Source organism: Anaeromyxobacter diazotrophicus (assembly GCF_013340205.1).
GTDB classification, from domain to species: Bacteria; Myxococcota; Myxococcia; order Myxococcales; family Anaeromyxobacteraceae; genus Anaeromyxobacter_A; species Anaeromyxobacter_A diazotrophicus.
In genome coordinates this window covers 582,098-605,871 of the sequence record NZ_BJTG01000002.1, presented here as the reverse complement: position 1 = coordinate 605,871, position 23,774 = coordinate 582,098, and the positions used below count along the sequence as shown (strand labels likewise).

The window sequence follows — 23,774 nt, the reverse complement described above, 5'->3', positions numbered from 1 at the left end:
TGCGGCCCGCTCTCCCTGGCCCTCTCCCCCGGTGGGGGAGAGGGGGTGAGGCTCACCTCGCCCCGCGCAGCGGGGAGAGGGGCCGGGGGAGAGGGGCCTCTCTTCCACGCCGCCCGTTCACTTGAAGAAGAGCAGCTTCCCCGCCACCACCACGCCGTACAGGATGACCACCAGCCGCAGCACGCCTCCCGGGAGGCGCTGCGCGATGTGGGCGCCGACGAGGCCCCCGGCGATGGAGGTGGCCGCCATCAGGCACGCCTCCGGCAGGCGGACGGCGCCCACCGCCAGGAAGTAGACCATCGAGATCCCGTTGATGAGGGTGGCGAACAGGACCTTGAGCCCGTTCGCCGCCTGCAGGCCGTCCGGGATGAAGATGGCCATGGCGGACAGCATCAGGATGCCGATGCCGGCCCCGAAGTAGCCCCCGTACACCGAGATGAGGAGCTGGAGCCCGACGAGGACCAGCGGGACGCGCGACGGCGTCTCGCCGGCCCGCCGGGCGACGAAGGCGGCCACCCGGCCCTGCAGCGCCAGGAGCGCGCAGGCGAGCAGGATGAGCCACGGCACCACCGCCGTGAAGGCCGCCTCGGAGGTGTGGAGCAGCAGCCACGAGCCCGCCAGCCCGCCCACCAGGGAGGGCCAGGCGAGCACCTTCGCGCGGTGCCCCTCGGCGGCGATGATGCGGCGGTAGGGCCAGACCGAGGCGGCGCTCCCCGGCCACACGGCGGCGGTGTTGGTGGCGTTGGCGATGCGCGCCCCCATCCCGGTGTGGAGCAGCGCGGGGAAGGAGATGAGCGAGCCGCCGCCGGCGACGGCGTTGATGACGCCGGCCGCGAAGCCGGCCAGGGCGAGCAGGACGAAGGTGAGCACGGGCCCCGGATGTTAGCCCAGGTGCGGCGTTCCGTCCGCTGCCGCGGGCCGTGCGTGCGCGGCGCGTGCGTCCTACATCTCGAGCGGAGGCCAGACCATGCAGCGCGTCACCACCGACCGCGGCGAGATCGTGCACTTCGCCGGGTCCCAGCTCCTCTCGCCCGCGCTCGACGCGGCCGGCGCGCCCGCCTTCTCCGCGGGCCCGGGCGACGGGCTCGCGCGCTGCGGCTGGGAGCCGTTCTTCCGCGCCCTCGGCGCGCGCCGGCTCGGGGTCGTCCTCGACCCGGCCGGCGGCGCCGGGGTCCGCTTCACCGCCCCCGGCGGGAGCGGCGCCGGCGCGGAGGGGGGGCTTTCCCGGGCCGTCGCCCACTCGCGGCGGTTCTGGCGGGCGCTCTTCCCGCCGGCGGCGCCGCCGGGCGCGGCCGCCTAGGCCGCTCGACGCGGACGCCCGGCTCGCGCCGGACGCCCTTCTCCACCAGCAGGAGGTCGATCTGCCGCCGCGCCGGGCTGGCCGCGGCGACCTCCACCTCCACCCGATCCCCCACCCGGAAGGCGCGGCCGGTCCTGCGCTGCACCAGCGCGTGGAGCTCGGGGTCGAGCTCGAACGCCTCGCCCAGGTCCTCCGCCTTGACGAGCCCCTCCACGAACCAGGGCTCGATCTCGACGAAGATCCCGAACTCGACCACGCTCGCCACCACCCCGGGGAAGCGCTCGCCCACCTTGTCCTGCATGAAGAGCGCGGCGTAGAAGGCGGCGATCTCGCGCTCGGCCTGCATGGCGGCTCGCTCGCGCTCGGAACAGAGGGTCGCGATCTCCTCCAGGCGTTCGGGCGACGGCGGCCGCGGGGCGGCGTCGCGGGCGCTCCTGGGCGCGCCGCGCTCGGGGCGGCCCTGCCGCCGCTCGGACCGCGCGGCGTCGCCGCCGCCCCACTGGGCCCGCAGGAGCCGGTGCACGATGAGGTCGGGGTAGCGCCGGATGGGCGAGGTGAAGTGGAGGTAGTGCTCGGCGGCGAGCCCGTAGTGCCCGATGTTGTCCGCGGTGTAGACGGCCTGCATCATCGCGCGCAGCAGGAGCTGGTTCAGCGCGCGCTGCTGCGGGTGGCCCTCGAAGCCGTGCAGGAGCCGGTTCAGCTCCTTCGGCCCGAGCGCGCCCTCCGGCACCTCGAACCCGTGCGTGCGCGCCAGCTTGCGGAACGCGTCCAGCTTCTCCTCGTCTGGCAGGCCGTGGACCCGGTAGACGGTGGGGAGGTCGCGGTGCGCGAAGTGGCGCGCCACCGCCTCGTTGGCCGCCAGCATGAGCTCCTCGACGATGCGGTGGGCGCGGTTGCGCGGCCGCCGCTCGATGCCGGTCACCCGGCCGTCCTGTCCGAGGACGATGCGCGACTCGGGGATGTCGAAGTCGATGGCCCCCCGGCGCGCGCGCATGCCGGTGAGCTTCTCCTGCAGCTCGGCCATGAGCTCGAAGGCGGGGCGGAAGCGCTCCCGGTGCGGCAGCTGCTCGCCGTCGAGGACCCGCGCCACCTCGGTGTAGGTGCACCGCGCCGCGCTGCGCATGACGCCGGCGTACAGCTCGGCCGAGACTGGCTCGCCGCGGTCGTCGATGAGCAGGTCCGCCACCATGCACAGCCGCTCGACGTCCGGGTTGAGCGAGCAGATCCCGTTGGAGAGCCGCTCCGGGAGCATGGGCAGCACCTGGGCCGGGAAGTAGACGCTCGTCCCGCGCCGGAGCGCCTCGGCGTCGAGCGCGCTCCCCGCCCGCACGTAGTGCGAGACGTCGGCGATGGCCACCACCGCCCGGTAGCGCGCCTTGCCGCGCCCCTGCACCCGCTCCACGAACACCGCGTCGTCGAAGTCGCGGGCGTCCTCGCCGTCGATGGTGACGAGCGGCAGCGCGGTGAGGTCGCGCCGCCCGGCGCGGTCCTCGGGCCGCACGTGGTCCGGGACCTCCTCGGCCGCCGCGCGCACCTCGTCCGGGAAGAGGTCGGAGAAGCCCTTCGCGTAGGAGACCTTGAGCACCTCCACGCGCGGGTCGCCCGGCCGCCCCACCCGCTCCACCACCTCGCCCCGCAGCGGGTCGGCGCCGGGCTCGAGCCGCACCTTCACCACCTCGCCGTCCTGCGCCAGCCGCGTCTCCGGCACCGCCACGTACCCCTCGAGATCGTCGTCGGAGGGCACGACGAAGCTGGAGGAGCCGCGGGCGTGGAACGTGCCGAGCACCCAGCGCCGCCGGCGCTCCACCACCTCCACGATGCGCCCCATGGTGCGGCCGCGTGGGGCCGGGACGATCTCGATGCGGACCAGGTCGCCGTCGAGCGCCTTGCGCGCCTCGCCGGGCGGGACGAACACGTCCTCGCCCTGGCGGTCCATGCGGGCGACGAACCCGTACCCGTCGCGGTGCCGGGTGAGCGTGCCCACGATGCCGCGGGCGCGGCTCCCCTCCCCGCCTCCGCGGAGGCTCGGCCCGCGGTCGGTCCGGCCGGCGGCGCGCCCTGCCGGCTTCTCGGGGGCCGGCAGCGCCGCGGCGCCCGGCACGCTGAACCGCTTCCCGTCCTTCTCCACCTCGCCCTCGCGGGTGAGCTCGCGCAGGGCGCGCTTCACCTCGGTGCGCTCGCCGGGGTGGAGCTGGGCGCGCTGCATGATCTCGCCGAGGCCGAGGGGCTTGCCGCCAGCCTCGCGGAGCTGGGCGAGGATGAGGGCGGTGCGCCGGTCGCGCCGGCTGTTCGAGGCGTTCATTGGCCCGGAACATGGCACGCGCGTCACCGCCGGTCGAGCGAATCGCCCGCGGAGGGCGGGCCGCGGCGCGGGGGCCCTTGACACCCGCGGACGCGGGGGCGATGAACCCTCCGTGCTCGAACCGGACGCGGCGCGCGCGCGCATCCTCGCAGCCCTGGAAGACGTGGCGCCGCTCCCGCCCGAGCGGGTGAGCCTGGCCGAGGCGCTGGGCCGCGCGCTGGCGGAGCCGGTCCTGGCTCCCCGCGCCCTGCCCCCCTTCGACAGCTCGCAGATGGACGGCTACGCGCTGCGCGCCGCCGACGCGCGCGCCCCGGGGGCCCGGCTGCGGGTGGCGTTCGAGGTGTACGCCGGCTCGGTGCCGCCGCCGCTGCCCGAGGGCGCGTGCTGCCGCATCTTCACCGGCGCGCCGGTGCCGGCGGGCGCCGACGCGGTCGAGATGCAGGAGGAGGTGGCGCGCCAGGGCGCCTTCGCGCGCTTCCGGCGCGCCGCCGAGCCGGGCCGCTTCGTCCGCCCGGCGGGCTCCGACCTGGCCCTGGGCGCGGTGGCGCTCGAGGCCGGCGCCGCCGTGGACGCGGGCGCCACCGGGCTGGCCGCGGCGCTGGGGCGGACCGAGCTCGCGGTTTACCGCCGCCCGCGGGTGGGGCTGCTCGCCACCGGCGACGAGCTCGTCCCGGTCGACCGTCCCCCGGCCGCGGGACAGATCCTCGACTCGAACAGCCACGCGCTGGCCGCCGCCTGCCGCGAGGCGGGCGCCGTCCCGCTGCTGCTGCCCTTCGCCCGCGACGAGCGCGGGTCCCTGCGCCGCGCCCTGGCGGCGGCCAGGGGGCTCGACGCGCTGGTCTCGACCGGCGGGGTCTCGGTGGGGGAGAAGGACCTGGTGAAGGAGGCGGTCGAGGCCGCCGGCGCGCGCCTCGACTTCTGGAAGGTGGCCATGAAGCCGGGCAAGCCGGTCGCCTTCGGGCGCTGGGGCCGGACCGCCGTCTTCGGCCTGCCCGGCAACCCGGCCAGCGCGCTCGTCACCTTCGAGCTCTTCGTGCGTCCGGCGCTGCGGCGGCTGGCCGGGCTGCCCGGCACCGGCCGCGTGCGGCTCCCGGCCCGCCTGGCCGAGCCCGCCTCGAAGCCGGCCGGGCTCACCCACTTCCTGCGCGCACGTGCGACGGTGCGTGCGGGGCAGCTCTGGGTCGAGCCGCTCCGCTCCCAGGCGAGCGGTCACCTCACCTCGGTGACGGGGTTCGAGGCGCTGGCGGTGCTCCCCAGCGCCGCCACCCGGCTCCGCCGCGGAGCGGCCGTGGAGGCGATCCTGCTCGCACCGCCCCGAGAGCCTTGAGCTTTCGGTGAAAACGTACCTTTTGTCGCAGTCCGCCCGGACCGCCCGTCCATCGAATCGGAGACTGGATCGCCCTCGCTCTGGGTGTTAAGTACGCGCGCTGCGAAGGCGGACCGCGCTCGCGGACGAAGCCGCCAGACGCCAACCGGAGGTCACCAGCAGTGGGATCACTCGCCAGGAGCAAGCACAACATGGCTGGACTCGCCGACAAGTTTGCCGTCAACCTGAAGAACGAGCGGCTGCGCAAGAAGCTCTCGCAGGAGGCGCTCGCCTCGAAGGCCGGGCTGTCCGTCTCGTACATCTCGATGCTGGAGCGCGGGCAGCGCACGCCGCCGCTCGACACGCTCGAGTCGCTCGCGAAGGCGCTCAGCGTCTCCGCGACCTCGCTGCTCTCGTAACGCTTCGCAAGCCCGCCTTCGGCGGGTTCGACTCGGCGGCGGCCGCGGGGGCCACGCCGGGGCGGTTTCCCCCCTCACTTCGACGAGCGTCCCGGCGCCCCTCGGCGCGGGAAAGGTGCGTGCGCCAGCGGCGGCGTTCGCTTATCTTTCGCCCCCACGGCGCGCTCGAGCGCGGCGTCTCCAGGAGAGTCCTCATGGCGCGCATGGTGATGTGCAAGAAGCTGAGCAAGGAGCTGCCGGGGCTGGCGTTCAAGCCCTTCAACAACGAGCTCGGCCAGCGCATCTACGAGAACATCTCCCAGGACGCGTGGAAGATGTGGCTCGAGCACTTCAAGATGATCATGAACGAGTACCGCCTCTCCCCGGCCGACCCGCGCACCAACGAGATCCTGTTCCAGCAGGCGGAGCAGTTCTTCTTCGGCGAGGGCGCCCAGCTCCCGCCCGACTACCAGCCGCCGCCGTCGAAGGGGTAGCGTTGCCCGCCGCCGGCGGCGGGCTGCGCGCGCCCGGCGCGGTCCTGCTCGTCTCGACCTATGAGCTCGGGCACCAGCCCGCCGGCCTGGCCCAGCCGAAGGCGTTCCTGGAGCGCGCCGGCTTCCACCCGGCGGCGCTCGACCTCGGCGTCGAGCCGCTCGACCCGGCGCGGGTGAGCGCCGCGCGCCTGGTCCTCTTCTCGGTCCCCATGCACACGGCGCTGCGCCTCGCGCTGCGCGCGGCGGAGCGCGTGCGCGCGCTCGCGCCCGAGGCCCTGCTCGCCTTCCACGGGACCTACGCGCTGCTCCACGGCGCGCGCCTGCTCGAGCGCGGCGCGGCGGCCGTGCTGGGCGGCGAGTGCGAGGAGGACCTGGTCGCGCTGTGCGAGGCGGTCGAGCGCGGCGCGGAGCTCGCCCCCTTTCGCCGCCCCGGGCCCGCGGCCGCGGCGCTGCGCCGGCTCGACTACCCCGTCCCGAGCCGGCAGGGGCTACCGCCGGCCGAGCGCTACGCGCGGCTCGACGACGGCGCGGGCGGCGAGCGGCTGGCCGGCCACGCCGAGGCGAGCCGCGGCTGCAAGCACGCCTGCCGGCACTGCCCGCTGCCCGCCGTGTACCGCGGCCGGTTCTTCGCGGTGCCGGTCGAGGTGGTGGTGGAGGACGTGGCCCGGCAGGCGGCGGCGGGCGTCCGCCACGTCACCTTCGGCGACCCCGACTTCCTGAACGGCCCGACCCACGCGTTGCGGGTGGCGGAGGCGGTCCACGCCCGATGCCCGGAGATCACCTTCGACTTCACCGCCAAGGTGGAGCACCTCGTCCGGCACGCCGCGCTCCTTCCGGCGCTGCGCCGCGCCGGGGCGCTCTTCGCCGTCTCGGCGGTGGAGTCGCTGTCGGAGGTGGTGCTCGCGCGGCTCGACAAGGGGCACCGGCGCGCGGACGTCGCGCGCGCGTTCGAGGTCTGCCGGGAGGCGGGGATCGCGCTCCGGCCCTCGCTGCTCCCGTTCACGCCCTGGTCGACGCTCGACGACTACCTCGACCTCCTCGACACCTTCGCGCGCGAGGGGTGGGTCGCCGCGCTCGACCCGGTGCAGCTCTCGATCCGGCTGCTCCTGCCCCCGGGGTCGCTGCTGCTCGAGGACCCGGCGCTGGCCGGCGCGCCCTACGACGACGACGCCCTCGGGGTCGTGTGGCGGCACCCGGACCCGCGGATGGACGCGCTGCAGGAGAAGGTGGCGCGCGCGGTGGAGGAGGCCGCCCGGCGGGGCGAGGCGCCCGAGGCGACCTTCGAGGTGGTCCGCCAGCTCGCCCTGGCCGCCGCCGGGCTGCCGCACCGCCACGTCCCCGCGGCCGTGGCCGCCGACACCGGCCGCCGCGCGCCGCGGCTCACCGAGTCCTGGTTCTGCTGAGCGGAGCCGACCGGCGAGCAGGTGGCTCGCCAAGGGTGACGCAGGGGTGAGGCCCCGCCGAGGAGGCCGCGCTAGACCAGCGGCAGCGCCTCCCGGATGTCGATCCGCAGGCGCGCGTGCGCCGCCCGGAGGGCCGCCTCCACCTCCTCCGGGCGCTCCCCGCGCGCGAAGGCGAAGCCGAGGTAGGCGTCGCCCTCCGGCAGCGGCTCCACCTCCCGCCCCTCGGGGATGGTGATGACCACGTCCTCCACGCCCGGGACCGCGCGCGCCTCCTCGATGCCCCCCACGCCGCGCAGCACGCCGCGGTGTGGGATGGGGAGCATCATGACGCCCGCGGCGCGGCGCTCGCGGTCGAGCGCCGGCAGCGGCAGCCCCATCGCGTGCGCCACCAGCACCTCCTCGAGCGACACCCCCGCGCCGAAGCGCAGCGTCCGCGCGCACAGCCCGCCGATGCTGCGCGCGGCCACCTCCAGCACCACCGGCCCGGCGGGGGACAGGCGCAGCTCGGCGTGGAGCGGCCCCTCGGAGAGCCCGAGCGCGCGCGCGCTCGCCTCGACGAGGCGCGCCACCTCCGCCTGGAGCGGCGCCGGGTGGCGCGAAGGGGTGACGTAGAGCGTCTCCTCGAAGAACGGGCCGTCGAGCGGGTCGGGCTTGTCGAAGAGCGCCAGCACCTCCAGCCGCCCCCCCCGAAGCAGGCCCTCCAGCGCCACCTCGGCGCCGGGCACGAACCCCTCGACGAGCAGGAAGCGCGCCGCCTCAGCGTCTTGCGGCCGGCGCTCGGCGCGGGCGCCGTGGAGGATCTTCTCGATGCGCCGCCAGGCCGCGACGAAGGCCGCCGGGTCGTCCGCCCGGATGACCCCGCGGCTGGCGGAGAGGACGAGCGGCTTCAGCACGCAGGGGTACGCCACGGCCGCGGCGGCGCGCTCGGGGCCCCCGGCGAGCGGGTGCAGCGCGAAGGGCGGCACCGGCAGCCCGGCCGCGCGGAGCGTCTCGCGCTGGAGGTGCTTGTTGCCGGCGCGGCGCGTCGCCTCCGGCGGGTTGTGGCGCAGGCCGAGCCGCTCGGCCGCGAGCGCGGCCAGGATGGCGGTCCCCTCGTCGGTGGGGACCACGCCCGCGATCGGGCGCTCGACCGCGAGCGCCGCGACCCGCTCGGCCGCGCGCCCGGGGCGGCGGAAGTCCAGCGACACCTCGTCCGGCCTGGCGCCGAACCGCTCCTCGACGCTGTGGCAGAGGTCGCTCCCCACCACGACCGGCACGCCCAGCTTGCGCGCCGCCGCGAGGAAGTCTTCCGTGCGGTAGCTGCGCGTCGGCACGAGGAGGAGCAGCGCGGGATCCATGGCGCTCTTCTACCAAGACGCGGGCGCCCGGGCTGCGCGGGTCGGGTGCCCGGCGCCCCAACACATGAAGGGCGATTGCAGCGCTTGCGCACATGCCCCTACCTTCCGGCGCCATGGTCGGGTCGATCGTCGAGGCCTGGGAGTACGATCCCTGCTGCGAGCTCTCGGACGTGATGCAGCTCGCCGCGGCCCGGGTCGCGGAGCCGACCTTCGCCGGTGCGCTGCTCTCGACGCGCGGCGACGCGCTCACCGTCCAGGTGCTCGTCGGCTCGCCCACCGCCGATCCCCGCTCGCTGTTCTACGTGGGGGGCCACGGCGCCTTCGCGCTCGCCCGCCTGGAGGCGTGGCCCCCCCTCCCCGGGGGCTCCGGGAAGCGGTTCCTCGTCACGCTGGTCGCCTACCCCCCGGCGCGCGCGGAGGTGCCCGCGTCTCGCTGAGCGGCGCGGCGGCGCGCCGCACTCGAAGGTGCCTGCTCTCCGAGGCGGAAGGAGCCGACCAGCGCGGAGAGCTCCTGCGCCTGCGCCGACAGCTCCGCCGTGGCCGAGGAGGACTCCTCCGAGCTGGCGGCGTTCTGCTGGGTGACCTTGTTCATCTGCTCGACGGCCGCCGTCACCTGCTCCACCGCCCGGCCGTGGTCCCGCGAGGACTCGGCCAGCTCGGTCACGATCCCCGTCACCTTGGACACCTCGGCCGCGATGCGGGCCAGGCTCCCCGCCACCTCGCGCGCCGTCCGGTCGCCCTCGGCCGCGTGGGCCACCGACTCCCGGATGAGCGCCTCGGTCTTGCTCGCCGCCTGCTTGGAGCGGAGCGCGAGCGAGCGCACCTCCTCCGCCACCACCGCGAAGCCGCGGCCCGCCTCGCCCGCGCGCGCCGCCTCCACCGCGGCGTTCAGGGCGAGGAGGTTGGTCTGGAAGGCGATCTCCTCGATGTCCTTGATGATCTGCGAGGTGGCCTCGGCCGAGGTGCGGATGTTCTCCATCGCGCCCCCCATGCGCTCGGTGGCGCGCTGCCCGCCCTCGGAGAGCGCCTGCGCCGAGCCCGCGAGCGCGCTTGCCGCCGCGGCGTGCTCGCCGGCCACGCGGATCAGGCCGGCCATGGACTCGAGCTGCGACGACGTCTCCTCGATCGCGCTCGCCTGCTCCGAGGCGCCGCTCGCCACGGCCTGGCTGGAGGAGGCGATCTGCTCGGTGGCCGAGGAGAGGTCCTGCGCCGCGCGGGACACCTGCGCGAGCGCCTCCTCCAGCGCCCGGGCGGTTGCGTTGATGGCCTCCGTCACCGCCGCGTGCTCGCCGGCGTAGGCGCCGGTGACCCGCGCCCCGAGGTCGCGCTGCGCGAGCCGCGCCAGCACGCGCGAGGACTCGGCGATGGGCGCGAGGAGCGCGTCCAGCGTGGCGTTGACGCCCGCCACCACCTGGCGGAAGTCGCCCTCGTGCCGCGCCGGGTCGGCGCGGGTGTCGAGCTTCCCCTCCAGGGCGGCCCGCGTGAGCGCGTCCATGTCGGCGACGAGGCCGCGGACGGTGGCGATGCAGCGGTTCATGGCGTCGCGCGTGCGCAGGTACTCTCCGTGCGCCTCGGCCGTGACCAGCTCGGGCAGGTCGCCGTGCGAGAGGCGCTCCAGGGCGCCGCTGACGTCGCGGAAGCGCTCGGTGAAGGTCGCCGCCACCTCGTTGAGGCCATCCACGAGCGGCCGGAACTCGGCCGGGACGGCCCCGGCGTCGCCGCGGACGTCGAGCGCGCCGGCGCCCACCGCCTCGCGCACCTTGCGCGCCTCGTCGCGGACCCGGCGCAGCGTCCGCTCGACGCTGGCCGCCACGTACCACCCGTAGAGCGCGGTGAGGAGCCCGCTCGCCACGATCGCCGCCAGGAGCAGCAGCAGGGCCGAGCGCGCGCCGGTCTCCCCCGCGGCCTGCTCCTCGCGGGCGAGCTTCACGGTCGCCTCCTCGATGAGCCGGATGGGAGGCTGCACCGAGCGGATCGCCACCCGGGCCCGCTGCCACGCCTCGTCCGCCTGGAGCTCGAGCTGCTGGACCCGCGGGAGGTCCCGCGCGGAGGTGGCGCGGTCGCGCTCGAGGGAGAGCGCGACGATGCGCTCGACGCTCCCTCGGAACTCCCCGTACGACGCCTGCCAGGCGTCGCGCATGCGCTGGAGCTCGGGCGGGTGCGGGAGCGCGTCCCAGCGCGCCATCGCCTCGTCGATGGTCCGCAGCGCGGTGGCGGCCATCTCCTGCGAGAAGCGGCGCGTCTCGGCGGGCGCGTTCGGGACGAGCAGCGCGTTCGCCGCCCGCATGGCGCGGTCGTGCGCGTCGTGGACGTCCGCCATCGCCACCAGACCGGGGATCCGCAGGTCGCCCATGGAGGCGATGTTCCGGCGCACCCTCGTCAGCGCCACGTAGCCGATGAGCCCGGTGAGCGCGACCACCGCGAAGCCCGCGGTGAACCCGGCCACCACCTTGTGGGCGATCTTGATGGAACCGAGCATGGGTGCGTCCTCTCGCGGGGGCGGCGGATCAGCCCCGGGGCGAGTTGCGGCGCCCGTGCCAGCGGGGGCGGCGGGGCAAGACGCGACATTCCGCCGCATTTCGAGGACTCCCCGGAGTCGGCGCCGCGCCAGGGGGTGCTGGGCACAGGGGTCAGCCGGCACCTCGACCCGCCGGCGGGACGAGCGCTACCCGGGCCTCGCTCGAGGGGTGATCGGCGCCGCGAGCCCGGACGAGGAAAGGGCGGCTAGGTTGCCCTAGCCGCCCTCGTCACTCGATGCGTGGTGGACCCGACCGGGATCGAACCGGTGACCTCTTGAATGCCATTCAAGCGCGCTCCCAGCTGCGCCACGGGCCCGAGGTCTTCGCGCTGCGTCTCCCTCCGCCGATCCGGCCGAAGGGAGGGCAGTGCTTATCGCGGGGGCGCCCGCCGCGTCAAGAGGCTTTCCTCCAGCGCCGGCGAGCCTTCCCGGCGCGCCGCGCCGCGCGGCGCGCGCGGCATTATGTTCGGAGCGAGGTCGCTGCCGTGCCGAAGCGCCCGCTCGCAGTCGCCGTCATCCTGGCGCTCGCCGCCGCGCTCCCGCGCGGCGCGGCGGCGGAGCCGGCGGAGCCCGCGCCGCCGCGGTCGAGCGACGCGCCGCCCCGCGCCGCACCGGCCCCGCCGCGCCCTCCCGGCCCCGCTCCGCTCGCGCCGCGCCACCGGCCGCGCCCCGCGCCCGCGCCGAGGTATCCGCCGGGTGGATTCCCGCGCTGGTACTGGGACCCGTACTTCTACGGCGAGGCCCCGGGCTGGTGGGGCTGGGGGTGGGGGTTCGGGTACTACCCGCTCTACCCGCGCCCGGAGTACGGCTACGCCCCCGAGGACGTGAGCCGGGTGACGACGCGCCTCACCCTCACCGGCGGGGGCACGCTGCGCCACGGCGGCGGGGCGGCCGGCCTGGCGCTGGGGCTGGAGGGCGAGCGGCTCGGGTTCCACCTCGGGGTGGACGGGCTCTACCCGGGAGGCCGCGGGAGCACCTTCGACTCCCTGAGCACCTTCGCCCTGCTCACCGCGCACCTCACCGTGTCGCTCGTGACGGCGGACGTGGGGCGGCTCCGCGGCGAGGTCGGGCTGTCGGTGCTCACCTGGCCGGACTTCTACGGCCCCGACGCGGGCGCAGCGTCGCTCGGCCCGGACGTGGGCCTCTCGGGGCAGCTCGGCCTCGTGGGACCGCTGGGCGTCGAGGGGTACGCGCGCGTCACGCCGGTGCCGGTGCCCATCGTGGACTGGCAGGCCGCGCTCGCCGTCCACGTCGGCCCCGCGGCGGTCACCGCCGGCTGGCGGGAGCTCGCGGTGCACCGGTCGCACGGGGGGAACAACAACGTGGCCTCGTTCGACTTCGCCGGCCCGCAGGTCGGGGTGGGCGTGCGGTTCTGAGCGCGCCTTCCCCGGCGGGTCAGCGCGCCCGCCGCAGCCGCGCCCAGTAGAAGCCGCCGCCGGGGTCGCGGTGGGGCCAGCGGCGGCCCTCCTCCTCCAGCGCGAAGCCCCCGCGCGCGAGCAGCGCCGCCACCCGGTCCTCGCCCTCCTCGCGCAGGAGCGAGCAGGTGGCGTAGACGAGCGCGCCGCCGGGGCGGACGCGGGCGGCGCCGGCGCGGAGCACCTCGTCCTGGGCCGCGGCGAGCCAGCGGAGCGCCGCCTCGTCGATGCGCCAGCGCGCGTCCGGCTCGCGCTGCAGCGCCCCGGAGCCGCTGCACGGGGCGTCCACCAGCACGCCGTCGAAGGTGCCGGCGGGCGGCTCGGGCGCGACCTCGACCTCGAGCCGGGCGCGGCGCGCCCGCCGCGGCAGCTCGGCCAGGCGCCGCGCGCTCGCGTCGTGGGCGGTGACGCGCGCGCCGAGCGCCGCCAGCGCCAGGGCCTTCCCGCCGCTGCCGGCGCACAGGTCGAGCCAGCGCTCGCCGCGGGCGGCGCGGCAGGCCACCACCACCGCCTGGCTCCCCTCGTCCTGCACCTCCACCAACCCGGCGCGGAACGGCGGCGCGTCGAACAGGCCGGCGCGGTCCTCGACCTGGATGGCGAGCGGCTCCTCCCCGGGCGAGGCCGCGACCCCGGCGGCCGCGAGCGCCGCCAGCACCTCGTCGCGGGTGGCGCGCGCGGCGTGCACCCGCAGCGCCAGCCGCGGCTCCTCGTTCATGGCGGCGAGGCAGGCCGCCGCCTCGTCCGGTCCGAGCTGCCCGAGGAGCTTCGCGGCGAGGAGGTCGGGGACGCTGTACCGGAGCGCCAGCGCCACGGCCGGATCGCGTGCCGGCGCCAGCTCGCCGCCGCCCGGCCGCACCGTGGCCGGGCCGCGCGGCCCCGGCCGCGGCAGCGCCCGCGCCACCTCGGCCAGCTTCGGGTCGGAGATCGCGCGCGGCCGGCGCGGCCCGGGCAGCGCGAGGTCGCGCAGCGCCGCAGCCTCGTCCTCGCCCAGGACGGCGAGCCGCCAGGCGAGGTAGCGCAGGAGCGCGCGGTCGGCGGGGAGGCTCTGGGGGGCGCGCGCCGCCGCGAGGGCGACGTCGCAGCTCCGCAGCCAGCGCGCGACGCCGCGCGCGGCCACCGCGGCGTGGCGGCGCTCGCGCGGACCGAGCTTGCCGGCGCGGGCGAGCGCGTGCGACAGGGCGAGCCGGAGCGGCCGCCCTTCCCCGAGGTCTTCGATGGCGGCGAGCGCCGCCGCGACCGCGCGGCGGGAGCGGAGCTCGCGAGCCTGGGGCGCCACCCGGCGAGCCCGCGGCGGGACGAGCCCGCCCTACTTCTTGGCGGGAGCGGCCTTCTTCGCGGCCTTCTGGCGCTTCACGCGGGCCTTCCAGGCCTGGCGGCGCTTCATGATGAGGCGGACGTGCTTGCTCTTGGAACGGGCCATCTCTTCTCCTGTGCGCGGCGGGGAGCCCCGCCCTGCGGGTTCGGGTGCGCCATCCGGGGACGACCCCCCGGTCGTCCGGGGGCGGCACTCTACTCCACGCGGCGCCGGGGCAGAAGCCTCACTCGACGCGCCGCGGGCCGGGGGGCGGCCGCCGCCGGGGGTCCACCTGCCGGTACCAGGTCTGCACGAGGTCGCGCACCTCGCCCACGGGCAGCGCCCGCGAGACGTGGCCGTTCACGCCGTCGAGGTCGCGCGCCTGGCAGAGCGCGTTGAGGATGGCCTCCTCGGTCGCCTCGATCACCGCCTCGTAGAGCGGGTCGAGCCGCTGGTCGAGCAGGAGCTTCATCCGGTAGACCATCTTCCGCGTCTCGCGCGGCACCATGTTGGCGGTGGAGAAGGCGAGCACGATCTCGCCCGAGCCGTGCATGGCCGACGAGCCGACCCGGCCGATGCCCAGCGCCGCCCGCTTCGCCAGCCGGTTCAGCTGGTGGGTGCCGAGCGGCGCGTCGGTGGCGAGGACCGCGATGATGGAGCCGTAGCTCCGCTCGCGCCGGGGCACGGTCCGGTACCGCTCCTCGAGGATCTCCCCCACCGGCAGCCCGCCCACCCGGAGCTGCCGCATGAGGCCGAAGTTCGACATGACGAGCACGCCCACCGTGTAGCCGCCCAGGCTCTCGGGCAGCTTGCGGCTCGAGGTGCCGATCCCCGCCTTGAAGTCGCAGGTGATCATGCCGGTGCCGCCGCCGACGTTCCCCTCCGCCACCGGGCCGTCGCTGGCGGTGGAGATGGCCTCGTAGACGTGCTCGTGCTTCACGTGCCGGCCGGCGACGTCGTTGAGCCACGAGTCGTCGCACTCGCCCACGAGCGGGATGATGACGTCGTGCACGCCGCCGATGCCGGGGAACTTCTCCACCATCCACTGCACCGCCGCGTCGGTGACCGCCCCCACGCTGAGCGTGTTGGTGAGGAGGATGGGCGTCTCGATGAGCCCCCACTCCATGAGCTGGGTCATCCCCGACACCTCGCCGGCGCCGTTCAGGATGAACCCGCCGCCCACCACCCGCTGCTCGAAGACGTTGGCGGGGTTCGGCAGGATGGCGGTGACGCCGGTGCGCACCGGGCCCTTGCCCACGACGAGCGGCCCCGCCCCGCGGATGATGGTGGAGTGTCCCACCTTCACGCCGGCGACGTCGGTGATGGCGTTCCACCGCCCGGGCTTGAACCGCCCGAGCGGGATGCCCAGGTCGCGCGCGCGGCAGCGGGGCTCGGGCAGGGAGGGATCGACCATGCGTGTGTATGTAGGGCCGGAGGCCCCCTCCCGCCGCTCTGTCAGGCCTCGGCCTTCTCCGGGCCGGGGACCCCGTTCCCGGCCGCCACCTCGCGCCCCGCGGCGATCTGGGCCCGCCGGGCGCGCTCCCGCTCGCGCTCGCGCTCCTGGTAGCGCCGGATGGCGAAGCTGAGGATCTCGCCGATGAGCGCCCGGTAGTCGATGCCGGCCGCCTCGGCGATGAGCACGAGGTCGGACCAGCCCGGCGCGAGGCCCGGCAGCGGGTTCGACTCGATGAAGTAGATGCGCCCCTCCGGATCCATCCGGAAGTCGATGCGCGCCACGTCGCGGCAGCCGAGGGCGGCGAAGCACTCGCGGGCCGCCTTCTCGAGCCGCTCCAGCTCGCGTCCCTCCAGCTTGGCCGGGACCTCGTAGCGGATCTTCTCGTTCCAGTCCTGCTTCATCTCGAACGAGTAGATGGGGGTGGGGTCCTCGCGGTCGAGGAAGACGATCTCCATGGGCGGCAGCACCCGCGGCCGCCGCTCGCCCAGCATGCCCACCGTGAACTCGCGCCCGCCGATGTACTCCTCGACCAGCGCCGGCTGGCGGTACTTGCCGATGAGGTCGCGCGCCACCTCGCGCAGCTCGAGCTCGTCGCGCACCACCGACTTCTTGGTGACGCCCTTGGAGGTGCCCTCGGCCACCGGCTTCACGAGCAGCGGGAAGCCCAGCTCCTTCGGCAGGCGCTCCTTCCCGGTGTGCATGACGAGGTAGCTCGGCGTGAGGATGCCGTGGGTGCGCACCATGCGCTTCGCGAGCGCCTTGTCGAGCGAGACCGAGAGCGCGGCCGGGTCCGAGCCGGTGTACGGGATGTCGAGCAGCTCGAGCAGCGCCGGTACCTGCGACTCGCGGTTGCGGCCCTTGAACCCCTCGGCGATGTTGAAGACCACGTCCACCGGCGTGGAGGCGAGCTGGATGGGGAGATCGCTCGTCGCCTCCAGGTCCACCACCTCGTGCCCGTAGCTCGCGATGGCCTCGCGGATGGCCTGCAGCGTCTTCGGCGAGTCGTACTCCGCCTCGTCGTCGGCGTCGCCGGAGGGGTCGGGCGTGACGCGCTTCACGTTGAAGGCGAAGCCCACCTTGAGGCGCTCGGCGCGGCGCGGGCGGCCGCGGCGCGAGCGCGGCTCCTCGGCGATGGCGTGGCGCACCACCGCGCTCTCGATGACCGCGCCCAGCACCCCGTCGGCGTGCAGCCCCTCGAGCGCGGCCGCCACGTAGATGCCGGCCCCCGGCTCGAGCGAGGGGAGCGCGTTGATCTCGAGGAAGTACACCTGCCCGTCGTCGCCGACGCGGAAGTCGATGCGGCCGAGGTCGCGGACGCCGAGCACGCGGAAGACCGACGCCGCCTGCTCCTGGATGCGGTCCTTCTGCGCCCGCGAGAGCTTGGCCGGCGCCCGCACCGAAACCGCCTTGTCGAGCTTCGTCTTGAGCTCGTAGTCGTAGATGGCGTGGCGCCGCTCGCCCGCCAGGGCCGCGTCCACCACGTACTCGACCGGCTGCAGCACCCCGCCGCGGTCCGGCGCCGCCTTCTCCAGGAAGGGCACGGTGACGTCGCGGCCGGTGATGAACTCCTCCACCAGCAGGCCGGCCGGGTACCTCGCCAGCGCCGCCGCCACCGCCTCGTGCAGGCGCAGCGGGTCCTCCACCACCGAGTCCTGGGTGATGCCCTTCGAGCTGCCCTCGAAGTTGGGCTTCACCATCACCGGGTAGCGGAGCGCGTTCACCTGGAGCTGCTCCGCGCGCTCCACGTACTGCCAGCGCGGCGTGGTGACCCCGTGCTGGGCCAGGACGAGCTTGGTGAGCTGCTTGTCGAGGGTGAGCGCGAGCGCGTAGGCGTCGGAGCCGGTGTACGGCATCCCCAGCTCGTCGAAGAGCGCCGGGAAGAACGCCTCGCGGAAGCGGCCGCGCCGCCCCTCGGCGGTGTTGAAGATGAGGTCGGGGCCGAACGCCTCGAGCCGCGCCACGGTGCGGGAGGCGGGGCCGGAGACCTCGATCCGCTCCACCCGGTGGCCGAGCCGCTCCAGGGCGGAGGCGAGCGCGTCGACCGTCTCGCGGGTGTCGAACTCGGCCTCCTCCTCGGAGTCGGTCAGGCGGAGGTTGTGCGTGAGGGCGATGCGCATGGCGGAGGAGGGCCGGCGAGGGGTCGGGGGTTCAGGCCGCGGAGCGGCCCCGCCGCACCGCGCCGGCGGCGGGGCCCGGCGGCGGAGCGGCGGCGGTGCGGAGCGGGACGTCGGGCGGGACGAGCTCCGCCTTGGAGAGGACCTTGCCGTCCACCACCTGCGTGTCGGCGAAGATGTCGCCGATGCGGTGCCCGAACGGATCGCGCCAGGCGAGGTACGCCTCGAAGGCGACGATGGGGACGCCGACGACGAAGAGCAGCACCCAGCCGACCAGCGACAGCCCGTAGAACAGGCCCACCAGCGCGAAGGGCGCGTTGCGCAGCACGGACTCGCGGTAGCCGGCCGGGCGGCCGCGGGTGCCGCCGCGCGCCGGCAGCACCATGGCGCGGACGCCGAAGAGCCGCTTGCCGAGCGACTGGCCCTGCAGCAGGCCGTCGGCGAAGAGGAGGTAGAGGGCGGCGAGCGGCGGGCCGGCCTCGCGGGCGGCGTTCGCCAAGGCGAAGGCCAGCGCCAGGTCGACCACACGCGCCAGGCCGCGCAGCCGGAGGTCGGCCTTGGGGTACGGCGATCCCTCGCGCCGGGCGTCGCGCATCGCGAGCTAGCCGGGCGGCTGCCCCGGCCCCCCGTCCTCGCGCACGCGCGTGAAGAAGAGGTAGGCCATGGCCGGCCGGTGCGAGCCCTCGCGCGTGACGAAGTGCACCGACTCGATCCCCCACCCCTCCGCGGCGCGCTCCTCGAGCGCCTTCTCCAGCGTCTCCTCGGCCACCGGCGCCACCTCGACCACCTTGTAGCGCAGGCGCGCGGCGGTCAACGCCGGACCCCGGAGAGCAGGCCCGCGACGTGCTTCGCGTAGTAGGTCAGGACGAGGTCGGCCCCGGCACGGCGGCAACAGAGCATGGTCTCGACCGCCACCCGGTCCTCGTCGATCCAGCCGCGCTCGGCGGCGGCCTTGATCATCGCGTACTCGCCGGACACGTGGTACGCGGCGAGCGGCAGCTCGAAGCGCTCCTTCACCGCCCGCACGATGTCGAGGTAGGGGACGGCCGGCTTCACCATGAGCAGGTCGGCGCCCTCGGCCACGTCGAGCGCCACCTCGCGCAGCGCCTCGCGGACGTTGGCGGGGTCCATCTGGTAGCCCTTGCGGTCCTTGGGGATGCCGGCGCCCTCGCGCGGCGCGCTCTCGGCCGCGTCGCGGAACGGGCCGTAGAACGCGCCCGCGAACTTGGCGGCGTAGGACATGATCGGCACGTCCTGGTAGCCGCTCTCGTCGAGCGCCTTGCGGATGGCGCCGACGCGCCCGTCCATCATGTCCGAGGGGGCGACGACGTCGGCGCCCGCCTTCGCGTGCGCGACCGCCTCCTTGGCGAGGAGCGGGAGGGTGAGGTCGTTGTCGACGACCAGGTCCGTCCCCGGCGCGCCGACCCGGGCCGGCTTGAGGACGCCGCAGTGGCCGTGGTCGGTGTACTCGCACATGCAGACGTCGGTCATGACGACCAGGCCCGGCACGTCCTTCTTGAGCGCGCGCACCGCGCGCGGCACCGGCTCGCCGTCGTCCCAGGCGCTCGTGCCGGTGGCGTCCTTGCGCGTCGGGATGCCGAACAGGATGACGCTGCGGACGCCGGCCTCGTAGCCGGCCTGCGCCTCGGCCACGAGCTCGTCCACGGAGAGCTGGAAGACGCCCGGCATGGTCTTGACCGGGTTGCGGACGCGCTGGCCGGGGGCGGCGAAGAGCGGCCAAACCAGGTCGCTCGGCGCCAGCTCGGTCTCGCGGACGAGGGCGCGCAGCGCCTCGGTGCGGCGGAGGCGGCGGGGACGTTCCTGGGGGAAAGGCATGGCGAGGGTTTACCGCAAAGGGACCGATCGGGGAAGGAGCCGAAGGGAGCCAGGGCGGCGGGCGGACGGATGGCCCCTTTCCGGAAGCCGCACGGAGGGTTACCTCAGCTCCTCGTGGATCTTCCGCAGCACCAGCCCGCTCGCCAGCTTCGGGTAGAAGAAGGTGCTCTTCTGCGGCATGGTCTCGCCCGACTCGGCCACCGCCTGGACCTGCCACATGGGCGTCGGGTTCACCAGGAAGCCGAGCTGGAACTCCCCGGCGAGCGTGCGGGTCACCACCTCGCCCGCGTCCATCTCGTAGCGCACGTTCTCCCCCAGCTCCTGCGAGCGCGGCGACAGCCCGAGCAGGTGCTGGAAGAGGACGCTGTGGAGCGCGGTCACGTCGAGGTCGCGCAGGGTGACGTTGTCCGGGAGCGGCACCCCCGCCATGTCGGCGTCGTCGCGCAGGGTGAGGATGCGGCCGCGCCCGTCCTCGGCGCTCACCATGAGGAAGGTGGTGGCCTTCCCGGCGTGCTCGGCCAGCTTCGACACCGCCCAGGCGCGCCCCGCCGGGCGGCGCACGTCCTCGAGCAGGGTGTCCACGGTGAAGAACCGCCCCAGCTCCTCGAGGAACCGGCCGAGCCGGAAGTCCTTCAGCCCGGTGAGCAGCCGGTGGGTGGGGTAGATGACGAGGCCCGGGTCGGACATCGAGCAGAGCGTCATCATGATGTAGCGGTGCCCGGCGCGGTCGGGCAGGCCAGGCTGCTCGGCGTCCACCAGGTCGCGGTAGACGAGGGCCGACTCGTACCGGTGGTGGCCGTCGGCGATGAACACCTTCCGCGCGGCCAGCGCCGCCTGCAGCTGCGCCACCGCCGCAGGGTCGACCACCCGCCAGATGCGGTGGTGCGTGCCGTCGTCCGAGTCGGCCTCGGCGGCCGCCTCGCCGGCGGAGGCGATGGCGGCGTCGAGCGCGCGCTGCCCCTCGCCGCGCTCGTCCTCGTACAGCGCGAAGATGGGCGAGAGGTTCGCCTTCACGCGCTTCAGGATCTCGAGCCGGTCGGCCTTGGGCCCGCTGAGCGTCTTCTCGTGCGGGAGGACCACGCCCTCGTCGTACCGGTGCAGCCGGCAGGCGACCACCAGGCCGCGCCGGACGCGCCGGCGCCCGTCCGGGCCGGTGAAGCCCTGCTCGAGCAGGTAGAAGCCGGGCTCGGCGTCCTGGCGCAGCGTCCCGTCCGCCAGCCAGGCCTCGAAGGCGCGGCCGGAGCGGACGTAACGGTTCTCGACCGCGTCGTCGCCGGGGCGATCCTTCTCCAGGACCACGTGGATGATGTTGTGCGGGCTGCGCGCCGCCAGCTCGTCGCGGTAGGCCGGGGAGACGGCGTCGTACGGGGGCGAGATGAGCTTGGAGAGCGTCGCCGGCCGGGTGGCTGCGTACCGGATGCCGCGAAACGGGAGCACCTCGGGCATGAGCGCGCGAACCGTACAGCACGACCCTGGGCCCCGCAAGGACCGGGGGGGCCCCTGCGACGACGTCAGCCGGCGCGCGCGGCGGCCTCCACCTCGGCCCACGGAACGGCGCCGTCCCGCACGCGCCGGAGCGTGTCCCCGGACACGGCGACGAGGGTGCTGGGGAGGCCTCCCGGCGCCGCGCCGCCGTCGAGGACGCCGTCGAGCCGCGCGCGCAGCGCCGGGGCGAGCGCGCCGGCCTCGGCCGGCGGGGGCTCGCCCGCCAGGTTCGCGCTGGTGGACACGAGCGCGCCCCCCGCCGCGAGCGCCAGCGCGCGCGCCACCTCGGACCCCGGGATGCGGATGGCGACGGTGGCGTCGCCGGCGGTGACGAGCGGGTCGAGCCCCGGGGCGGCCGGGAGGACGAGCGTGAGCGGCCCGGGCCAGAACCGCGCCGCGAGCCGGCGCGCCAGCGGCGCGGCGAGCGACGCGACCGCCTCCACCTGGGCGAGATCGCCGGCGAGGAGCGGCAGCGGCTTCCCCTCCGGGCGGAGCTTCGCCTCGGCGAGCCGGGCGAGCGCGCCGTGGTGCGAGGCGAGGGCGCCGAGCCCGTAGAACGTCTCGGTGGGATAGGCGACGATCCCGCCCGCGCGCAGCAGCGCCGCCGCCTGGGCGATGCGCGCCTCGAGCTCCGGAGCGAGCGCCACCCTGCCCTACCGCGCCCCGCGCCCGAAGAGGACGGCCGGGATGGTGCGCAGCACGATGGAGAGGTCGTGCCAGAGCGACCAGTGGTCGATGTAGTGCAGGTCGAGCTCCATCCAGCGGTCGAAGTCGACCTCGCTGCGGCCGGAGACCTGCCAGGTGCAGGTGAGCCCCGGGCGCACCGACAGCCGCCGGCGCTGCCAGCGCTGGTACTCCTTCACCTCCGAGGGGATGGGCGGGCGCGGCCCGACCACGCTCATCTCGCCCTTCACGACGTTCCAGAACTGCGGGAACTCGTCGAGCGAGGTGCGCCGCAGCCAGCGCCCGACGCGGGTGACGCGCGGGTCGCCGGTGGCCTTGAAGGTGGGGCCGCCCGTCTCGTTGAGCGCCGCCAGGGCCGGCAGCATGGCCTCGGCGCCGACGCACATGGAGCGGAACTTCCACATCCAGAACTCGCGCCCGTTGAGGCCCACCCGCCGCTGCCGGAAGAAGACCGGCCCCGGCGAGTCGAGCTTCACGGCGAGCGCGATGCCGAGGAAGAGCGGCGCCAGCAGGACCAGCGCGGTGAGGCTCACCGCGAGGTCGAACACGCGCTTGGCCGCCAGCGGGGCCACCTCCGTGGGCGCGGTGGCGAAGGAGAGGACCGGCAGCCCCTCGAGCTCCTCGACCGCGATGCGCGAGGTGCTGTTGGGGAAGAAGTCGAGCAGCACCTTCACCCCCACGCCCTGCTCCTCGCACAGCCGGACCGCCTCCTCGATGCGGTCGAGCCGGGCGCTGCGCGCGCCGATGACCACCTCGTCGAGCACCTCGCGCTCGAGCACCTGGCCCAGCTCGTCGAGGCGGCCCAGCACGCGCGCGCCGCCCGGGGCGGGCTCGCCGTCCTCCAGCACGTACCCCGCGAAGACGTAGCCCCACTCCGGGTGGCCGGCGATGGTCTGGATGATGCCCTTCGCCATGTCGCTCGTGCCGACGACCGCGAAGGTGCGGGTGTTGAACCCGCGCCGCCGCGCCGCGCGCGCCACCAGGCGGAGCGTGATGCGGTTGCCCGCCAGGAGCGCGAACGAGACCCCGTAGTAGAGGCCGAAGAAGAGGCGCGACAGCTCGCGCTCCGGCCGCTTCCAGACGAACTGCGCGGCGGCGACGATGAGCGCGAGGACGACGAAGGCCCGCAGGAGCCGGCGGAGCTCGGTGAGGATGCTGAAGGTGCGGTAGCGCCCGTAGAGGCCCGAGACGCGCGACGAGAGCTGCCACACGAGCAGGGTGGCGGCGAAGAGCGGCCAGTAGGAGGCGATGGGGTAGAGGTGCCCCTGGCCGGTGAGGTACTCGTCGCGCAGGCCGTAGGCGATGGGGAAGGCGACGCCCAGCATCGCCATGTCCACGGCGCGCAGGCCCCCCGAGACCAGCCGTGCCCGTTCCTTGAGCATTCCGGCGTTCTTTTACAACGGCGTCCTGCTCCCGTACACGTCGAGTCGCCTTGACCCCCCTGGGGCCGCGTGCTACCGCCGCCGCGGTGCCGTCCGACGTCTGGATCGTGGTGGTCAACTGGAACGGCGAGGCGCTCCTGCCCCGCTGTCTCGGAGCGCTCGCCCGGCTCTCGCGCCCGGCCCACACGGTGGTGGTGGACAACGGGTCCACCGACGGCAGCGCGGCGGCGGTGGCCCGGTTCCCCTCGGTGGAGTGGCTGCCGCTCGGCCAGAACACCGGCTTCGCCGCCGCGAACAACGCCGCCCTCCGGCGCGCGCTCGCCGCCGGCGCGCGCTTCGTCGCCACCGTGAACCCCGACGTCGAGCTCGCCCCCGACTGGCTGGACCAGCTCGTCGCCGCCGCCGAGGCGCACCCCGAGGCCGGCCTCCTCGGCGGGACGCTCCTCTTCGCCGACGACCCCTCGCGCGTGAACTCGACCGGGCTCGTGCTGGACCGCTACGGCCGCGCCTTCGACCGCGACTTCCAGGTGCCCCTCGCCGAGCTCCGGCGACCCGACGGCCCGGTCGCCGGGGTCACCGGCGGCGCCGCGCTGCTCCGAGCGGACATGCTGCGGAAGGTCGGCCTGTTCGACCCCGGCTACTGGGCCTACTACGAGGACGTGGACCTCTCGTTCCGCGCCGCCGCCGCCGGTTTCGGCTCCTGGTACGCCGGCGCCGCGCGCGCCCTGCACGGCTTCGGAAAGAGCTTCGGCGCCGACTCTCCCCGGCGGCGCCAGCTCCTGGCGCGGAATCACCTGCGCTTCGCCGCGGCGCACCTCCCCGCCTGGCGCGCGGCGCCGGTGGCGCTCGGCTTCACCGCGCTGCGAGCGCTGGTGCGCGCGCCGCTCGAGCTCGCCCGCGGCAGGCCCGCCCACGCGCTGGCGCACTGGCGTGGGGCGGCGGAAGGGGCGGTGGAGGCGCTGGGGGCGGCCGCGCGACGGGTGCGCGGCGGATCCGGGGTGCCCAGCGGCGCGGAGACCACCGATCCGTAGGGCGGGGGCTCGCCCCCGC

At 75.5% G+C, this 23,774-nt stretch carries 21 protein-coding genes, 1 tRNA gene and 1 pseudogene; 8 read left to right on the top strand and 15 right to left on the bottom strand.

All coding sequences use genetic code 11. The annotated features are described in order from the left end of the window. Positions 1–117 precede the first annotated feature (117 nt). Positions 118–870 carry a sulfite exporter TauE/SafE family protein gene (locus tag HWY08_RS05790; RefSeq protein WP_176063840.1) on the bottom strand — a complete coding sequence of 251 codons (753 nt, stop codon included), beginning with the start codon at positions 868–870 and terminating at the stop codon, positions 118–120. Positions 871–967: 97 nt separating this feature from the next. Here HWY08_RS05790 and HWY08_RS21795 point away from each other — a divergent pair, with 97 nt between their 5' ends. Then, positions 968–1,300, top strand: a complete 333-nt coding sequence (locus HWY08_RS21795; protein ID WP_235969472.1) for a hypothetical protein — start codon at positions 968–970, stop codon at positions 1,298–1,300. Positions 1,301–1,400: 100 nt separating this feature from the next. Here HWY08_RS21795 and rnr read toward each other — a convergent pair. Further along, positions 1,401–3,506, bottom strand: a pseudogene (rnr, locus tag HWY08_RS05785) (ribonuclease R); the annotation flags it as partial. A 208-nt stretch (positions 3,507–3,714) separates the two neighbouring features. Here rnr and HWY08_RS05780 point away from each other — a divergent pair. The 4 genes from HWY08_RS05780 (at position 3,715) to HWY08_RS05765 (ending at position 7,203) form a co-directional block, all read left to right on the top strand. After that, positions 3,715–4,929: a molybdopterin molybdotransferase MoeA gene (locus tag HWY08_RS05780; RefSeq protein ID WP_235969471.1), complete on the top strand. Its 1,215-nt coding sequence runs from the start codon at positions 3,715–3,717 to the stop codon at positions 4,927–4,929. Positions 4,930–5,120: 191 nt separating this feature from the next. Then, positions 5,121–5,327: a helix-turn-helix domain-containing protein gene (locus tag HWY08_RS05775; protein ID WP_176063833.1), complete on the top strand. Its 207-nt coding sequence runs from the start codon at positions 5,121–5,123 to the stop codon at positions 5,325–5,327. A gap of 194 nt (positions 5,328–5,521) precedes the next feature. Next, entirely contained in the window at positions 5,522–5,800 is a 279-nt protein-coding gene (locus HWY08_RS05770) for an oxidative damage protection protein (RefSeq protein WP_176063832.1), read from the top strand. A gap of 23 nt (positions 5,801–5,823) precedes the next feature. Further along, positions 5,824–7,203 carry a CUAEP/CCAEP-tail radical SAM (seleno)protein gene (locus HWY08_RS05765; RefSeq protein ID WP_176063955.1) on the top strand — a complete coding sequence of 460 codons (1,380 nt, stop codon included), beginning with the start codon at positions 5,824–5,826 and terminating at the stop codon, positions 7,201–7,203. Positions 7,204–7,274: 71 nt separating this feature from the next. On the opposite strand, the gene HWY08_RS05760 is transcribed toward HWY08_RS05765, so the two are convergent. Further along, positions 7,275–8,540: an ATP-grasp domain-containing protein gene (locus HWY08_RS05760; protein ID WP_176063830.1), complete on the bottom strand. Its 1,266-nt coding sequence runs from the start codon at positions 8,538–8,540 to the stop codon at positions 7,275–7,277. Between the two features lie 113 nt (positions 8,541–8,653). On the opposite strand from HWY08_RS05760, the gene HWY08_RS05755 reads away from it, so the two are divergent. After that, positions 8,654–8,977: a hypothetical protein gene (locus HWY08_RS05755; protein ID WP_176063828.1), complete on the top strand. Its 324-nt coding sequence runs from the start codon at positions 8,654–8,656 to the stop codon at positions 8,975–8,977. Here HWY08_RS05755 and HWY08_RS05750 read toward each other — a convergent pair. Both HWY08_RS05750 and HWY08_RS05745 read right to left on the bottom strand, forming a co-directional pair. Further along, complete coding sequence (locus HWY08_RS05750) at positions 8,938–11,019, bottom strand: HAMP domain-containing methyl-accepting chemotaxis protein (RefSeq protein WP_176063826.1); 2,082 nt, start codon at positions 11,017–11,019, stop codon at positions 8,938–8,940. The two genes, HWY08_RS05755 and HWY08_RS05750, sit on opposite strands and share 40 nt — an antisense overlap. A 280-nt stretch (positions 11,020–11,299) precedes the next feature. Then, a tRNA-Ala gene (locus HWY08_RS05745) sits at positions 11,300–11,375 on the bottom strand. Between the two features lie 168 nt (positions 11,376–11,543). Between HWY08_RS05745 and HWY08_RS05740 the strand changes: the two genes are divergently transcribed. Further along, positions 11,544–12,434, top strand: coding sequence for a hypothetical protein (locus HWY08_RS05740; protein WP_176063824.1), 891 nt, complete (start codon positions 11,544–11,546; stop codon positions 12,432–12,434). A 19-nt stretch (positions 12,435–12,453) separates the two neighbouring features. On the opposite strand, the gene HWY08_RS05735 is transcribed toward HWY08_RS05740, so the two are convergent. The 10 genes from HWY08_RS05735 to HWY08_RS05690 all read right to left on the bottom strand — a co-directional run bounded on the left by HWY08_RS05735 (position 12,454) and on the right by HWY08_RS05690 (position 22,724). Beyond that, complete coding sequence (locus HWY08_RS05735) at positions 12,454–13,749, bottom strand: RsmB/NOP family class I SAM-dependent RNA methyltransferase (protein WP_176063822.1); 1,296 nt, start codon at positions 13,747–13,749, stop codon at positions 12,454–12,456. 30 nt (positions 13,750–13,779) lie between these two features. Beyond that, entirely contained in the window at positions 13,780–13,893 is a 114-nt protein-coding gene (locus tag HWY08_RS05730) for an aminopeptidase (RefSeq protein ID WP_176063820.1), read from the bottom strand. A 118-nt stretch (positions 13,894–14,011) separates the two neighbouring features. Continuing rightward, positions 14,012–15,181 (bottom strand): DmpA family aminopeptidase, encoded by a 1,170-nt coding sequence (locus HWY08_RS05725; RefSeq protein ID WP_176063818.1) that lies wholly within the window; start codon positions 15,179–15,181, stop codon positions 14,012–14,014. A 41-nt stretch (positions 15,182–15,222) separates the two neighbouring features. Beyond that, positions 15,223–17,340, bottom strand: coding sequence for a D-alanine--D-alanine ligase family protein (locus tag HWY08_RS05720; protein ID WP_176063816.1), 2,118 nt, complete (start codon positions 17,338–17,340; stop codon positions 15,223–15,225). A 31-nt stretch (positions 17,341–17,371) separates the two neighbouring features. After that, positions 17,372–17,932, bottom strand: coding sequence for an RDD family protein (locus HWY08_RS05715; protein WP_176063813.1), 561 nt, complete (start codon positions 17,930–17,932; stop codon positions 17,372–17,374). Between the two features lie 6 nt (positions 17,933–17,938). Further along, the gene (locus tag HWY08_RS05710) at positions 17,939–18,151 is read right to left on the bottom strand and encodes a DUF4177 domain-containing protein (protein WP_176063811.1); all 213 of its coding nucleotides are present in this window, start codon (positions 18,149–18,151) and stop codon (positions 17,939–17,941) included. Continuing rightward, positions 18,148–19,173, bottom strand: coding sequence for a porphobilinogen synthase (gene hemB, locus HWY08_RS05705; protein WP_176063809.1), 1,026 nt, complete (start codon positions 19,171–19,173; stop codon positions 18,148–18,150). The genes HWY08_RS05710 and hemB overlap by 4 nt, the downstream gene beginning before the upstream one ends. Before the next feature lie 99 nt (positions 19,174–19,272). Then, positions 19,273–20,619 carry a DUF1015 domain-containing protein gene (locus HWY08_RS05700; RefSeq protein ID WP_176063807.1) on the bottom strand — a complete coding sequence of 449 codons (1,347 nt, stop codon included), beginning with the start codon at positions 20,617–20,619 and terminating at the stop codon, positions 19,273–19,275. Positions 20,620–20,684: 65 nt separating this feature from the next. Then, on the bottom strand, positions 20,685–21,305 hold the full coding sequence (locus tag HWY08_RS05695; protein WP_176063805.1) for an L-threonylcarbamoyladenylate synthase: 621 nt from the start codon (positions 21,303–21,305) through the stop codon (positions 20,685–20,687). Between the two features lie 6 nt (positions 21,306–21,311). Then, positions 21,312–22,724, bottom strand: a complete 1,413-nt coding sequence (locus HWY08_RS05690) for a sugar transferase (protein ID WP_176063803.1) — start codon at positions 22,722–22,724, stop codon at positions 21,312–21,314. Between the two features lie 86 nt (positions 22,725–22,810). On the opposite strand from HWY08_RS05690, the gene HWY08_RS05685 reads away from it, so the two are divergent. Next, a complete protein-coding gene (locus tag HWY08_RS05685) occupies positions 22,811–23,755 on the top strand; it encodes a glycosyltransferase (protein WP_176063801.1) in 945 nt (314 codons plus the stop codon). Positions 23,756–23,774: the final 19 nt, after the last annotated feature.

Bases quoted from the DNA above. Each gene is read 5' to 3' on its own strand.
- HWY08_RS05770 (WP_176063832.1), top strand. From the start codon at position 5,522: ATGGCGCGCATGGTGATGTGCAAGAAGCTGAGCAAGGAGCTGCCGGGG.
- HWY08_RS21795 (WP_235969472.1), top strand. From the start codon at position 968: ATGCAGCGCGTCACCACCGACCGCGGCGAGATCGTGCACTTCGCCGGG.
- HWY08_RS05715 (WP_176063813.1), bottom strand. From the start codon at position 17,932: ATGCGCGACGCCCGGCGCGAGGGATCGCCGTACCCCAAGGCCGACCTC.
- HWY08_RS05755 (WP_176063828.1), top strand. From the start codon at position 8,654: ATGGTCGGGTCGATCGTCGAGGCCTGGGAGTACGATCCCTGCTGCGAG.
- HWY08_RS05690 (WP_176063803.1), bottom strand. From the start codon at position 22,724: ATGCTCAAGGAACGGGCACGGCTGGTCTCGGGGGGCCTGCGCGCCGTG.
- HWY08_RS05730 (WP_176063820.1), bottom strand. From the start codon at position 13,893: ATGGCCCGTTCCAAGAGCAAGCACGTCCGCCTCATCATGAAGCGCCGC.
- HWY08_RS05750 (WP_176063826.1), bottom strand. From the start codon at position 11,019: ATGCTCGGTTCCATCAAGATCGCCCACAAGGTGGTGGCCGGGTTCACC.
- HWY08_RS05700 (WP_176063807.1), bottom strand. From the start codon at position 20,619: ATGCCCGAGGTGCTCCCGTTTCGCGGCATCCGGTACGCAGCCACCCGG.
- HWY08_RS05760 (WP_176063830.1), bottom strand. From the start codon at position 8,540: ATGGATCCCGCGCTGCTCCTCCTCGTGCCGACGCGCAGCTACCGCACG.
- HWY08_RS05720 (WP_176063816.1), bottom strand. From the start codon at position 17,340: ATGCGCATCGCCCTCACGCACAACCTCCGCCTGACCGACTCCGAGGAG.
- HWY08_RS05725 (WP_176063818.1), bottom strand. From the start codon at position 15,181: ATGGTCGATCCCTCCCTGCCCGAGCCCCGCTGCCGCGCGCGCGACCTG.
- hemB (WP_176063809.1), bottom strand. From the start codon at position 19,173: ATGCCTTTCCCCCAGGAACGTCCCCGCCGCCTCCGCCGCACCGAGGCG.
- HWY08_RS05775 (WP_176063833.1), top strand. From the start codon at position 5,121: ATGGCTGGACTCGCCGACAAGTTTGCCGTCAACCTGAAGAACGAGCGG.